Here is a 14323-nt window from a genome sequence, read left to right on the forward strand (position 1 = left end):
TGACAAATCGGAGTATGCCAAGCTCAAGTGGGAGGTGTTTGATACCCAAGTCAAGCAAAAACTACTGCGGTTAGTTAATCCCGAGGATACGGTTATCTAGACTAACTAATACCAACTGATGAACTCAGGAGTGTTTTCAGTGAGCGCGATCGCATTTTAAGCGAATCTCAACATCAGCCCATGGAACTCTACTTAATTCGCCACGGTATTGCTGCTGAGCGAGGCACCTACCACAACGATCGAGAGCGGCCACTGACCAAAATTGGCCATGAAAAAACTAGTAAAGTAGCAAAAGAGCTCCAGAAACGAGGGCTACATTTTGACCTAATCTTGACTAGTCCATTGGTCAGAGCTAAGGAAACCGCTGCTATCCTCCAAGATGTTGGTTTAGGCTCATTGGTTGAAGAGTCAGAGAGTCTCGCTCCTGAGGGTGACATTCACCAATGGCTCAGTTGGCTACAGCAGAGGTGGCGAAAGACTAATGCTCAAAGACGTTTAGCTCTAGTTGGCCATCAACCGGATTTAGCTAATTGGGCGGAAATGTTGGTGTGGGGAGTATCCAATCAAAAACTAGTGCTAAAAAAAGCTGGAGTAATTGGGTTAAAGCTTCCTAATACTGGCAAGCCCTTCGGTCGCAGTGAGCTATTCTTGCTGACCTCACCGAAATGGTTACTATAGCAATGGGGATTTGAGTTGTAAAACTTCTGAAGAGGGGGAAGACAGGCAAGACAGGTAAGAGGGGGAAGAATATCACGATTGGTTCTTTGAGCACAAATTCATCAAGCACAAATTCATCAAGATTGTTGGAGATTGCTATAATATAGTCATTACACTAAAAAGTAATAATCTTTGTAGCACGGAAGACTTAAGCACTAATCTCTGGTAAGTTACCCTGAGATGACTGAAGATTCTGTAGGTAATAACATGATAGCTTGCGAGTACCAGCCAGGTTTAGAAGGCATTCCAGCAGCTCAATCCAGTATCAGCTACGTTGATGGGCAGAAGGGAATACTAGAGTATCGTGGCATTCGGATCGAAGAACTCGCATCAAACAGTACTTTCCTAGAAGCCGCCTATCTACTGATTTGGGGTGAGCTACCTACTAAGAACGAACTTTATGAATTCCAGGAGGACGTTCGCCTCCACCGACGGATCAAGTATAGCATCCGGGACATGATGAAATGTTTTCCAGAAACTGGTCATCCCATGGATGCTCTACAAGCCTCTGCTGCTGCTTTGGGTCTGTTTTACTCCAAACGGGCTCTAGACAATCCAAAATACATTAGGGAAGCCGTGGTTCGGCTGTTGGCTAAGATTCCTACCATGGTAGCAGCATTTAAACAGATGCGCAAAGGGGACGATCCAGTACGCCCTCGGGATGATCTTAGCTATGCAGCTAACTTTCTGTATATGCTCAATGAGCAAGAGCCTACTCCCCTAGAGGCTCATGTCTTTGATGTTTGCCTGACCCTCCATGCCGAACATACTATCAATGCATCTACTTTTTCGGCTCTGGTGACTGCTTCTACTCTTACTGACCCTTATGCAGTAGTGGCATCAGCGGTGGGAACTCTAGCTGGTCCGTTACACGGAGGGGCGAATGAAGAAGTGATTACCATGTTGGAAACCATCGGCTCAGTGGACAATGTCCAGTCTTACTTGGAGGAGCGCTTGCAGCGCAAAGAACGAATTATGGGTTGTGGTCACCGAGTCTATAAGGTAAAAGACCCGCGAGCAACGATACTTCAGAACTTAGCGGAACAACTGTTTAAGGAATCTGGCACAGACAAGTACTACGACATTGCTTTGGAGTTGGAGAAAGCAGTGGAAGAAAAACTGAGCCACAAGGGGATTTATCCCAATGTGGATTTCTATTCTGGCTTAGTTTACCGGAAGCTGGGTATTCCGAGTGACTTGTTTACACCAGTGTTTGCGATCGCACGAGTTGCGGGTTGGCTAGCTCACTGGAAGGAACAGCTAGCAGTCAATCGAATTTTTAGACCTACTCAAGTCTACACTGGCACTCACGATGCTCCCTATATTCCTATGGAAGCTCGTTAGTTGTTAGTCATTACTTATTGGTTATTAGTTATTGGTAATTGGTGATTTTGGCGTGGGTGATTCTTGAGGAAAGTTCCACGAATACTTATGTACTCGGCTCCCTCAGCCAAATGCCTAAGTTTTCGTACCTAGTTTTCCTTGCTTCAAAAGCTGATTGCACCTCAAGTAGCGTGCGCTTCGCGCATATGATCCCCGAAAATAATAATTACCAATTACCAATTACCAATTAACTAATGAAATTTCCGTTAATAAAAAAATTCAATAAATTTATAATTTGGACATTAATAGGAGTGGTGGTATTGGTAGGTTTTAACATTATCATTCCTGCCCCTCGCCATACCCCAAAAACTACCAATAAAATTCAAGGAATTTGGGTAACTCATATTGGTAACAACTTTCTATCCTATACAGGACAAACTGACAATGTATTTCACCAGTTATCTGGTCTGAATTTTAATCGAATTTACGTTGATGTTTATAATGGTGGAACTACCTATCCTAGTAAGTATTCCCTCAAAAATAACCGGATTACCTTACCATTCACCGACCCCCTAAAAGCCGCCATCAAAGAAGGTGAACGTCAAGGATTGAAAATCTATGCTTGGTATGAGCATGGCATGATGCTTCATCTGAATTCAAAATTTGCTAAGCAGCATCCCGATTGGCTCCTAAAGACGTCAACAGGAGAAAAAGCTATCGATCAACATCTGTGGCTAAATCCAAAGCACCCAGATGTTCAACAGTACTTCATTAATTTATTTACTGAAGCTGCAAAGAACTATCCCAATCTCTATGGTATTCAACTAGACGATCATTGGGGCATTCCAACTCAGTTTGGAAATCACGCCAGAGTGATGACAGAATTAACCCGTAAAATTTACCAAGCGGTTAAAAAAATTAACCCTAACTTAATTATATCTCTTTCTCCCAACTCCCCAAGTTTTTCCTACAGAAAATACTCTCAAAATTGGTTGTATTGGTTACGCCAAGGCTTGATTGATGAAGTGATCGTCCAAATTTATCGCCAGACAAGCCAAGAAGTAATCAATACTCTAAAATCTTCTGGTTTACGAGAAGCTAGTTATTACGTTCCGGTAGCGGTAGGTATCTACAGTGGAGAAGTCTATCGCCCTAAGCCCATCAATGAACTCAACAAGCAGATAGCAATAGCCGAAAACTATGGTTATGGTTATTCTCTTTTTTGTTGGGAATCTACCTATAGTCCCTTTCGTGGTGTAAAACCAGAGCACAAAGAAGCGTTTGTTAAAACTTACTTGGGCACAAAGAAGCTTTTTTTTAACCTTATAAGGTTTCTGGAACTATTAGTTTAAGCAGTTAGCTATAGCAAAGGGAACAGCGGATCTGGGAACAGGGAATAGGGAATAGGGAATAGGTAATAAGGAAAAAAAATTTCTGTACCTCATAGCGTTCAGAAACGTTATAGACTGAAGTTCCCCCTTTGACAAAAAGGGCAACCTATGCTGGGTAAGGAATAGCAGATTTTCTGTCGGTCATTTACTGGGTACAAATAGGGAAACACCAAGTAAATCTAACGCCTTTTGTTGGACTGGTGTGGGTTGAGTAATTTTCAAAAAAGTCAGATCAGCCCCCTCTAATTTAGAAGCAATTGTGTTGAGAGTAATTGTTCCTAAATCTGCCATCAAAGTGGAAAAGCTGTGTACGGGTAAGTTCTGGGCTGTCCGCTTCTTACGAGCCTTGGATAAAGCTTTTTTTGATCGTTTAACAGGAGTAACTCCATCCCAATCAATGGGGGTGCCCTCCTCGTCATCAAAAAGAATCGGTGCTAAAGCCTGCTTCATATGCCATTCCACATAATAAGCCAGCATACAAAGAAAAACGTGAGATTTAACTCGGCTTTCGAGATGGTGATAAATCGGACGGACTTTTAAATCCATCGTCTTATAAGAGCGAAAAGCCTGTTCGACTTGAGACAGACTTTTGTAAGCTTTCACTGTAGCTGGAGCATCTAAAACTTCGGTGTCTACAGAAGTACGAATGACATATAATCCATCCAAGGCAGCGGCGGCTTTTAAGCCTTGGGGCTTGCGGGTGTAGGAAAAGCTGTTGTTCGTGATTTCCAGTTCAAAGAACTTCCCCACTCGATATTTGTTAATCACCTTTCCGACTCGAAGGCCAATTTGGTCAGCACCCTTTAAAGCCCTTTTTTCTCGGAGAGTAGCTTGAACAATTTTTTCTAATTCTTCTTCTGTTTTCTGTAAGAGTTTTTCTCGTTTTTGAGCCCTTGACTCAGCAGTTATTGGATTGCGACAAGCGATTAATCTTTCCCCCGGATAATCTACGGATTCCACTTCCACTAAATTTTGTTCATCAAACAGTCCCAGTTGAATCACTTCTTGCTCAGCCAAGAGTTTGATTTGAGCAGCAGTTAAGGCTGTAATCCAATCGAGATCCTCCCTTGTCGAGAACTCTTGGTTGATACGGGTTTGAGTAATCATGCCTCTATCTCCAACCCAGATGATTCTGGAGAGTCCAAAGCGATGACGGACTTTCTCGATTTGTAAGGCCATTGTGGTAGTGTCGGATGTATTTCCCTCAAAAACTTCCACAGCAATGGGACATCCTTCTCGATTACACAGCAAGCCAAATACTATTTGTTGTTTTCCTCTCTCTTGGTGCGCGTTCCCTAGGTCGGGAAACCCGACCGGGGTCGCACCGCTTTTTTTGTCTCGACTATAACCGTAGCTTGCTAGAGGACAGGTTTTTCCCTTCGGCGAAGCCGACGCTACGCGAACAAAATAGGTGGAACTGACATCATACAGAACTAATGCACCCTCTTTTAAATGCTTTTTCGCCAGTTCATTTTCAATTCTTGTTTGTCTAGCTATCAGCCAATCTAGGGCTTCATATAAGTCATCTTCATCTGTTGATTCTAATCCGAGTAGATGGCTCAAAGATGAACCACAAGTTTCCTGATTTAATCCTCTAGCCGTTGCCAATTTTGAACAGGGGTCAATTATTCGGGCAACTATCATGGCGATGATAACTGCCCGATTTTTTGAAGCTTTACCATCTATTAGTTCTGGAACTCCTAATTTGTTCAGAGTGCCTAGAACCCCGGAAATATGGCCATGAGGTAAGCTTCTTTTTATCTGAAAAGCCTCCCCATAATTTTCAACGGCCACTCCTCCTTTGAGTACAATGCGTAAATTTTCGATGACATCATCAGGTAATTTAGACAGATTAGCTAGGGTGCGTTTACGAACTTTATTTCCTTCTCGGTATGATTCCCTGAGAAGGACAGCAGGTGGTGAGTTTCGATTGGGAACTCGTTCTATATACATGACTACATTATCGCCAAAGTTACCCAACCTTGAATCTTAAGAAAATTGGAAAATTACATGGGCACACAAAGAGTAGGCTAAATAAAGCTTATCCCTTATGGGGATAGCCTTTCCGTGCTCTAGTAGTACAAAAGTACAGGGGAACTTCAGTTATAGATGAGCCGAAACTATTTACTTAATTTACCTGTTTTAACTCATTTATCCTCTTTATCCTCTTGCCCTTTCTCTAGATAAATCCTCAAAACCAATTAAATTTAGTTAAATTTTATTAAGATTAATTAAGGTATGCCCTACCATGAAGCAAAACCTGATTGAAGGGAAGGTGAGCTCCCAGCTAACCCGACTAACGATACCGATGATTTGGGGAGTGTTTGCAGTTATTAGGATTTTAACAACTGAAAACTCCGTCACAAAGCGAGCGGAGATGAAAGTTGATAGCGGCTTGACGCGCCTTTTAGCTTTTTAGCTATAGGGAGTCCTGTCCCACTAAAAAAAAAAAATATAGCAACATGACTTGTAAATTTGTGCTAAACGTATTATAATAATATAACAGAAAAGGTCGAGTTCTGATGATCATACTTGAGTTCAAGGCATACGGGAAAAAGAAACAGTATCAATCCATAGACGAAGCCATCCGGACTGTGAAGTTTGTACGGAATAGCTGTCTCCGTTTGTGGATGGATAATAAAGGGTTTAACAAATACGACCTCAATAAGTATTGCAAAACCTTAGCTAAGAACTTTCCGTTTGCCAATGAACTGAACTCAACCGCTAGACAAGCTGCGGCTGAAAGGGCATGGTCATCAATTGCTCGCTTTTTTGAGAACTGTAAGAAAAAAGTATCTGGAAAGAAAGGTTTCCCTAAGTTTCAAAAGCATTGCAGGTCAGTCGAATATAAGCAGTCAGGATGGAAGCTGTCCCCTGACAATAAATCAATTACATTCACTGACAAGAAAGAAATTGGGAAGCTTAAACTCAAAGGTACATGGGACTTGTGGGGATTTGACAAGAAACAAATCAAGCGAGTTCGGATTGTCAAAAGGGCAGACGGTTACTATGTCCAGTTTTGTGTTTCAGTCGATGTAAAAGAACAATTAAAACCTGCTGATGCGACTGTTGGTCTAGATGTAGGTTTAAAAGAGTTCTATACCGACTCCAGAGGTAAGACTGAACCTAATCCCCGTTTTTACAGGACTGGGGAAAAGAGATTAAAGTTTTATCAACGCCGAGTTTATCGAAAAAAGAAAGGCTCAGCCAACCGTAAAAAAGCCATTAATAGACTAGGCAGGACGCACCTTAAAATAAGTAGGCAGCGTGAAGAACATGCCAAGAGACTGGCACGTTGCGTAATCCGGTCTAACGACCTGGTCGCCTATGAAGATTTGAGGGTAAAAAATCTGGTCAAAAACCACTGCCTCGCCAAGTCTATTAATGATGCTGGTTGGTATCAATTTAGAAAATGGATCGAGCATTTTGGGACTAAATTCGGCAGAGTAACTGTTGCAGTAAACCCTGCCTACACAAGCCAAAATTGTTCTGAATGTGGTGAAGTGCTCAAGAAGTCGCTATCAACTAGGACTCACGTTTGTAAATGTGGGTGCGAGTTAGACCGTGACCACAATGCCGCGATCAACATCCTTAAACGAGCCTTGGGTACGGTGGGGCACATCGGAACCCTGGTTTTAAACCAAAACGCTTGCAGAGAATCGACCTCTACTCTTCCTGATTCCGGTCTGGTTGAGCAAGTTGGCTCGTTGAAGCAAGAATCCCCGTGTCTTTAGACCGGGGAGTGTCAATGTCCCGATTAGCTATGCCGGAACAGGCGTGATTCTAGTTGCCAGTTCGACGTTTAATGCCTTAGGTAAACCCTTACCATCAGTGGTGATGATGGTGACTCGGATGGTAGTGCTTTACATCCCATTGGCTTATCTAGGCAGTCAGCTATTTGGGGTTAATGGTATCTTTGCCGCTGCCTGTATTTCTAATGTAGCTGTTGGCTTAGGGGCATATATCTGGAATCAGAAAACTTGTGATATCAAAACTGTTTTAGCATTAGAGAAAGAATCAGTTTCTGCTGGCATGGGTCAGCTTTGAGGTAAGCTATCAGCAATCAGCAATCAGCTATCAGCTATCAGCTATCAGCTATTAGCTATTAGCTTTTGAATAAAATTTAATCTGAATTAAATTATCCCGTTCGCGTAGCGTGGCCATAGGCCTGCATAGGTTTATTTTAAGCACCGATTGCGCTACTTGAGGTGCTGCGCGAACAGTAGCGTGGCCAAAAGCCAATGGCTGACGGCTGACGGCTGACGGCTGACGGCTGACGGCTGACTACTGACTACTGACTACTGACTACTGACTACTGACGGCTGACGGCACTTCAAGTAGCGTGGGCGTAGCATATATGCTTACCTTATGACTTCACTGCTTCCAGCTCCGTTCGCTTTCGGCTTTGCCGAAAGCGGAGCCCACGGCCTTAGCTCCCTAAAAACATGTACCTCACCTAATTAAAAACCGCTATATAACAAAAAAGTGTTCCGCAGATTACACAACCTTATGGCTATCAATACAAATGATTTTTTATAAAATTTTACCGGATATAAATGATGATTATTAATCAATAATAGTACAAAAAAAGAGTTTAAATAATAGTCAATTAATATAGCTAAAAACATTTTTGTAAATAAATGTTAATATTTTAATTAATCCTTGCATTTTCTCGAAGATTTATCTCTACTATAGAAGGTAAAAAATGAGACTAAGAACCGCGCTGAGTATGCCCGTTAATCATGACCAGCGCGGCTTTCCTCCCAACCAAGTAGGAGTTACTTCTATGATGCAAAAAAAAATCACGATCATCAATCCCAGCTTTTCAGCAAGTCACCGGATCTCCCTTGGGAATACTGAATTCTGACCTCGAAGACTGTAAGCATTAAGCTTATGGGCTATGGGCACGGTACTTGAGGTGCTAAAGGGTGCATCTCCTAAAAGCTGTTTGGGCTGGTGGGTGGAATGGGCATCAGCCGTGGAATGGGCATCTTACCCATTACAATTTTCGGGCAGGCTTTCCCAACAAAGTGCGAAGAGGTGGAAAATGAAGGCAAGCCCCCCCTAAAGCACCACTAGCAACTACTGTAGTTATAACCTAGCTGTTGGATTAGGGGCATATATGTGGAATCAGAAAACTTGTAATATCAAAACTGTTTTAGCATTGGAGAAAAATTAAGTATCTAATGAAAACTTTAAACCCTAGTAACTTATCCCTGGATGATGTTCATCGTCTTTTGAATCTCGAAGAACATTATGATGGTTCATTCACACCCTTGTTATCCTTAGAACCGTTAAAAGACGTTGAAAAGCAGGAACTAGTGCAAATAAAGAATGATTTTCGCCCCTATCTAAGATCAGGAAAAGTCTCTGAAGGGCAGGTGAAGTTAGTAGTTATTGCTCCATTGCTAAGATTAGCTGGCTTCTATCACTATCCGATTACAATTTCCGTGGAAGAGGGGATTGCCGAAATTGATAGTGAAGAGGAGGAGACACGAATTACAGGGCGGCTTGATATTCTAGCAATAAACAACCAGCAACCAACATCAGCTAATAACTATTTTTGGGTATTGGTAATCGAAACGAAAAACAGTCTAGTTGACGTAACAGCAGGTTTACCACAATTACTGACCTATGCCTATAAAAGTTTAGAGCATCAGAAATCGGTATGGGGGCTAGTGACCAATGGATTACGTTATCAGTTTGTTTATCTACAGCAGGAAACTTCCCCAATTTATCAGCTGATGCCATTACTAAACCTGATGGAATCTGATAGTTCTATTCAATTGCTAAAGGTTCTTAAAGCTATCTGTAAACTCTGAAATGTGATATCCTAATGTGATATTATCAGCAGGGATGCTTGCCCTAGTCATTCTTATTTCCCGGTTTCAAGGAAAAGTAGATACACCCTGCATTTAGTTAATCTCTCCAATTCTACCATTACAGAAACTGAAGCATCAAAACCATGAGTATCCTTTATGAAGACCAATCATTGTTTGTGATGACGATGGAATCACAATCCAATTTCATTATTTCCCTATTGGTTTAAGCATTCAGCTAATGGTAATAGCCAAGACAAAATCGGTTTGATTGATATCAACTCCTTAGGTTTTGACAATGCGGCGTGTGCCAGCTAGACCTACAGCGAATAAGCCTAATCCCAGTACAGTGGAGGGTTCCGGTACACCAACTGGTTTGTTATCAGAGGGGTAGACAACTTTTATAGGGGATATTCCTGTTAGTTTACTACTGCCTTCACGATTAGACCCTACACTTTGCAGACGCACTGCAAACTTTTGCTCCTTAAACATATTGAGAGTTAAGGCTTCTGTAGCGTGAGATAGGGTAAAGCTAGTGGCTTGAATATCATCACCTCCGATACCATTGGTGCCAATCTTTAAACCAAAATCGAATGAGCCAGGGTTGCTCGGACCACCACCGTTGAGATTGACACCATTGCCAAGATTCTTAGTATTGGTTACCAAACCCCCGGTTACATCATTGCCACTAACACTCAAATCATTTGAGTTCAAATTGAAAGTGTCGTTAATATCGAAGAATACCCCAGTGATGTCGGCCAAGGTATCAGTCACTTCAAAGTTAAACTTAACATCATTGCCAACTTCCTCTAAAGTAATGTTGACTGTAGCTGGAGAACCGGTAAATGGAGAAATATCGAAGTCAAGAGCAGCCGCTTCAGCAGAGATGGCGGTCAATGTAGAAGCAGCGATGGTTACAGTAGCAGCTGCCATTAAAGAGGGCTTGATGTTCATGAGTGTGTAATCCTTAACTTTTCTTAATTATCAGGATTACAGGCTGATGTTTGCATTCAGGTTGCTTCAATGTATCCCTAGTTGATGACTTACTGTATCACTTCCGCAGATAGCCTAGGTCTAATTCCATAATGGCGATAATTCCAATAATCCCGCAAAATCTTGTTGTGGTCAAAGCAGAGATTAGATGGAACTTCCCAAGGGTGAAAAATGCCGAGATTTTTAGCATCATCAGCCGCTTTTGGTTCACCAGTTGCTGTAGCTAAAAACACAATACTAATGGTATGTTTACGGGCATCACGACTAGGGTCAGAATACACCTGGAATTGCTCAATTAGTTCAACCTGTAAGCTGATTTCTTCCTTAGCTTCCCGCAGCGCTGCTGTTTCTACCGACTCGCCGTAATCTACAAAGCCACCGGGAATTGCCCAGCCTAGGGGGGGATTCTCCCGTTCAATCAAAATAATCGGTCGATGGGGTCGGTCGATTAGTTCAATAATGATATCAACAGTGGGAGCAGGATTACGGTATTGAGTAGAAGTCATGGGTTAGATAACATATGCTTGAGTATTTATCATATAGCAAAGGAAACAGGGAATAGTGAATAGGGAGTAGGGAGTAGGGAGTAGGGAGTAGGGAGTAGGGAGTAGGGAGTAGGGAAGTTCCGATCATAAATTCTGACAATTAATATTGTGTAATATTGTGAGAAATGCGATATGTCCGATTACCCTGACCCAAAAACTAGAGACTAGACGGAATTTTATCTCTCGCCTGAGTTACAATAATTTTTTATTCAGCTTCACCACGATAGACTCAACTCGCCGACGATGCTTTACTGTTAAAGCTTTACCATCAAAGCTTTACCGTCACATTTGAAATTTTTAGTTAGCAGAGGCAGTTGACTTCGGTGGTGTAACTATCCCACTGAGGGGAAGGTGCTATGTTTACGCTCATCAATGCTTTATTTGCTTTGATCATGATCGGGATTTTACTCCTGATCGGCAGGTTTCTCAAACAGAAAGTTCCGCTGTTTCAATCCCTTTATCTACCAGAATCGGTTATTGCTGGGGGAGTAGCATTGTTACTCGGACCAGGAGTATTGGGTGCGATCGCATCTACCGTATCAGGTACAGATTCCTTACTAGCTGGGGGTTTGTTTCCGAAAGCCATGGCAACATTTTGGTCTCAGTCTCCTGGTGTCTTTATCAATGTTGTCTTCGCCGCCTTATTTTTAGGTGAAGCTATCCCCAGTCCCATAAAAATTTGGCGCAAAGCGGCACCTCAGGTAGCATTCGGTCAAACCCTGGCCTGGGGACAATATGTGATTGGACTGCTGCTAGTTCTGTTAGTCTTGAGTCCGATATTCGGTGTCGATCCCATCGCAGGTGCATTAATCGAAGTTGCCTTTGAAGGCGGTCACGGCACCGCTGCTGGCATGACCAATACCTTTAGAAAACTCGGTTTTAACGACGGTGGTGACTTGGCTCTAGGCTTGGCTACAGTCGGTATTCTCTCAGGAGTGATCGCAGGTACCTGGCTAGCAAGCTGGGGCAGGCGCAAGGGATACATCCACAGGAGCCCTGATCCCAGCAGTGAGCTACAACAGTTTCGGGATAAAATTCAAAATACAAATGAAGCTTCCACCACCTGGCAAGCCGAGGTGGTGGTGTCCTATGCTAATCTAGAACTACCGTTAGTCCACAGATCACACAGGCAAACCCAGCTTCTAGGCGGTCGTCCAAATCTTTTGCTGGAACGACCCTCGTTGCTATTTCTACGAACGAGTTTAAACACACCTCTAGCACCGATATTGTAAGCACCATTTAAATCTGCATTAAAGCGCTTAGCTGAAGGGAAAGTTGCTAGAGAGTAATTTTTTGAGCTGCGTCTAACTTTGCCGGAACCATCATAGGCTAATTTTGAAGTGTAAGCCGCCACGACTTCAATTACTTTTCCGCCTAATTCAGCCCACTTCATCTCAGTGAAATTGCGAATTTTAGCTTTAAGCCAGCCGTGGAATCTTTGTCGAAGGTTGGATCGTTTTTTGCCACCCTTCGGCTTCCAGCCCTTAAGATTCTCAAATACTATAGCTTCAGAATTAAACTGTTCAGCAATCTCTACAATTCGCTTTGAAACAATGTGGCCTATCTGATGATTGATTCTTCGGCATTTTTCATAGGTTTTAGAGCAGAACCCCTTATGGAGTCTTCCGCCTTTACCCATAGTCTTAGACGCCCGAGTGGATACGGATTTTAGTCGCTTATCTCGACGGTCTATGTCTCTTCCAGGGTGAACGAATTCACGATGAATTACAGTGCCGCTATGAGTTACGACTGCTATCGTAGCTGTTGTATTTATTCCTAAATCAACTGCTGTGACGTTGGCCTCTGGTTTTCTCTTTTCTGGCTTACAGGCAAATGGAACGGACAAGTAGTAACCCCTCTCATTTAAAACCAATGAAGGAGACATTATCTTGTTGGATGCTACTAGATGACGTTCTCTTAAACTAGTAACTTGGATAGTAGTCCAAACCCAGTCAGAGCCATTGAAAACCTTGATTTCGACTTGGTCATAACCATGTAATTTATAACATTGTCCTTTGTACAAAGAAGGGTAACAACCAGTGTCTGCATTCAACCTTGGAGGTTTAGCATCTCTTCTTTTTCTATTCCCAGACTGCCAATCCCGATAACGAGTAACAAAGCTGCTAACTTGACCGGCAGAGAATGAGATCGCAGCACGTCGCAGATAACTAGGAAATTTGTAGAAGGCTTTATTGAACTGGGGGTATTTTACATTAGGACGTTTAGCTGTCTGATGCATGAGTTTTTCGACAGCCGGAGTCATTTGATCTGCTGTCAACTCTCCCAGTTCAGCCCAGTGAGTATGAATTATGCCGACCAAATACTGACAAGCATGGCGGTATACATTAACCGTCTCCCCTAAAAGTACTTTTTGATCTGGGGTTGGATTAAGCTGCCACTTGTCTGTTCGTATAACTTTGGTCGGCGCTTTCATTGGTAAGCGTAAATCCTCTTTCAGTTAATATTTTAGCTTGAAAACTAGACGACGACAATTAGGTTGTCATAATCCCAATCTTTACTATTGTTGTTAGCGTGGACTAACCCCCACCTGGACGAGGTGGGGGAATGCGTCTCACGACTTGTTCAACAGACAATTCAACGAGAACCTACGGAAGTCAGGTTAACCAGAGCGAGATTAATGGATGGTTTACTGATCGATCCCCTGTCATTGAACCTTGCTTTTGTAGGAGTTGCGATCGCAATCGGCTGGCTAATCCTGGCAGTGCTCAAGTTTATTGAGTCAGTTACTTGGGGAGCCGGTGGCTTTCAAGTCATTCAGTATGTGCCTCTTTTTCCCATGGCACTAATTGGTGGTTTGATTGTCCAAGTAGTAACCGTGCGTCTAGGACTGGGGTCACTAATTATTCGACCCTTGCAGGAGCGTATCTCTGGCGTAGCGCTAGATGTGGTAATTGTGACCGCATTAGCGTCGATTTCCCTAAGAGTGCTGGGAAACAACCTCTTGCCATTTTTAATTCTTGCGATCGCTGGCATCGTCTGGAACATCTGGGGATTTATTTTCCTGGCACCCCGTATACTCCCCAGATACTGGTTTGAGCGTGGCATCGGGGATATGGGACAATCCATGGGAGTGACAGCAACCGGTATCTTGTTGATCCAGATGGTAGACCCAGATAACCATACCGGTGCTTTTGAGAGTTTCGCCTACAAACAGTTGTTCTTTGAACCGATAGTAGGTGGTGGCTTGTTTACTGCTGCTGCACCAGCACTGATTGTGCAATTTGGCCCATCGGTAGTGTTACTGCTAACCACAGGATTACTAGCTTTCTGGTTAATCTTTGGTCTGTGGAACTTTAAGCGGATGAGAAAGACATTTAGGCAAGCTAATCTTTGAAGGGTTAGGGCGTGTTTTCTTGCCTCGGAGATCCCCCATTATCCCCCTTAAAAAAGCTATGCATTAGTCACATCTTTCTTAACAATCCAGAGAGCTGATGGGACGTGAGGCAAGGTGGAATTACTTCATATTACTTAATCCATATCCGTGTTGAGTTTTTGTTCTTCCATTCAACCTCCA

Annotated in this window: 11 protein-coding genes and 2 pseudogenes; 8 read left to right on the plus strand and 5 right to left on the minus strand. The window is 42.8% G+C overall.

The genetic code is table 11. The features are described from left to right. The first annotated feature begins 180 nt into the window (after positions 1-180). The 3 genes from sixA (at position 181) to F6K37_RS17140 (ending at position 3392) form a co-directional block, all read left to right on the plus strand. Entirely contained in the window at positions 181-678 is a 498-nt protein-coding gene (sixA, locus tag F6K37_RS17130) for a phosphohistidine phosphatase SixA (protein WP_008189668.1), read from the plus strand. A gap of 246 nt (positions 679-924) precedes the next feature. Next, a complete protein-coding gene (locus F6K37_RS17135; RefSeq protein WP_044495241.1) occupies positions 925-2061 on the plus strand; it encodes a citrate synthase in 1137 nt (378 codons plus the stop codon). A 233-nt stretch (positions 2062-2294) separates the two neighbouring features. Then, complete coding sequence (locus F6K37_RS17140; protein ID WP_008189664.1) at positions 2295-3392, plus strand: glycoside hydrolase family 10-like protein; 1098 nt, start codon at positions 2295-2297, stop codon at positions 3390-3392. A gap of 180 nt (positions 3393-3572) precedes the next feature. Here the strand turns inward: F6K37_RS17140 and F6K37_RS17145 are convergent, their stop codons facing one another. Continuing rightward, positions 3573-5384 carry an IS1634 family transposase gene (locus F6K37_RS17145; protein ID WP_008189662.1) on the minus strand — a complete coding sequence of 604 codons (1812 nt, stop codon included), beginning with the start codon at positions 5382-5384 and terminating at the stop codon, positions 3573-3575. Positions 5385-5953: 569 nt separating this feature from the next. On the opposite strand from F6K37_RS17145, the gene F6K37_RS17150 reads away from it, so the two are divergent. The 3 genes from F6K37_RS17150 to F6K37_RS17160 all read left to right on the plus strand — a co-directional run bounded on the left by F6K37_RS17150 (position 5954) and on the right by F6K37_RS17160 (position 9253). Continuing rightward, the gene (locus F6K37_RS17150; RefSeq protein WP_008189658.1) at positions 5954-7165 is read left to right on the plus strand and encodes an RNA-guided endonuclease InsQ/TnpB family protein; all 1212 of its coding nucleotides are present in this window, start codon (positions 5954-5956) and stop codon (positions 7163-7165) included. Positions 7166-7208: 43 nt separating this feature from the next. Further along, the gene (locus tag F6K37_RS17155) at positions 7209-7478 is read left to right on the plus strand and encodes a hypothetical protein (protein ID WP_008189656.1); all 270 of its coding nucleotides are present in this window, start codon (positions 7209-7211) and stop codon (positions 7476-7478) included. A gap of 1139 nt (positions 7479-8617) precedes the next feature. Next, positions 8618-9253, plus strand: a complete 636-nt coding sequence (locus F6K37_RS17160; RefSeq protein ID WP_287251338.1) for a restriction endonuclease subunit R — start codon at positions 8618-8620, stop codon at positions 9251-9253. A gap of 282 nt (positions 9254-9535) precedes the next feature. On the opposite strand, the gene F6K37_RS17165 is transcribed toward F6K37_RS17160, so the two are convergent. The 3 genes from F6K37_RS17165 to F6K37_RS17175 all read right to left on the minus strand — a co-directional run bounded on the left by F6K37_RS17165 (position 9536) and on the right by F6K37_RS17175 (position 10888). Beyond that, a complete protein-coding gene (locus F6K37_RS17165; RefSeq protein ID WP_044495188.1) occupies positions 9536-10204 on the minus strand; it encodes a PEP-CTERM sorting domain-containing protein in 669 nt (222 codons plus the stop codon). A gap of 89 nt (positions 10205-10293) precedes the next feature. After that, on the minus strand, positions 10294-10749 hold the full coding sequence (locus F6K37_RS17170) for an NUDIX domain-containing protein (RefSeq protein WP_008189649.1): 456 nt from the start codon (positions 10747-10749) through the stop codon (positions 10294-10296). After that, a complete protein-coding gene (locus F6K37_RS17175) occupies positions 10727-10888 on the minus strand; it encodes a hypothetical protein (RefSeq protein WP_165691813.1) in 162 nt (53 codons plus the stop codon). Before F6K37_RS17175 ends, F6K37_RS17170 begins: the two co-directional genes overlap by 23 nt. A gap of 256 nt (positions 10889-11144) precedes the next feature. Here F6K37_RS17175 and F6K37_RS17180 point away from each other — a divergent pair. After that, positions 11145-11849 (plus strand): annotated as a pseudogene (locus F6K37_RS17180) (sodium/glutamate symporter); the annotation flags it as partial. A 26-nt stretch (positions 11850-11875) separates the two neighbouring features. On the opposite strand, the gene F6K37_RS17185 reads toward F6K37_RS17180, so the two are convergent. Continuing rightward, complete coding sequence (locus F6K37_RS17185; RefSeq protein WP_287251339.1) at positions 11876-13222, minus strand: IS200/IS605 family accessory protein TnpB-related protein; 1347 nt, start codon at positions 13220-13222, stop codon at positions 11876-11878. Between the two features lie 150 nt (positions 13223-13372). Between F6K37_RS17185 and F6K37_RS17190 the strand changes: the two are divergent. Next, positions 13373-14143, plus strand: a pseudogene (locus F6K37_RS17190) (sodium/glutamate symporter family protein); the annotation flags it as partial. Positions 14144-14323: the final 180 nt, after the last annotated feature.

This window comes from Moorena sp. SIO4E2, assembly GCF_010671945.1.
In the GTDB taxonomy this organism is placed as follows: Bacteria; Cyanobacteriota; Cyanobacteriia; order Cyanobacteriales; family Coleofasciculaceae; genus Moorena; species Moorena producens.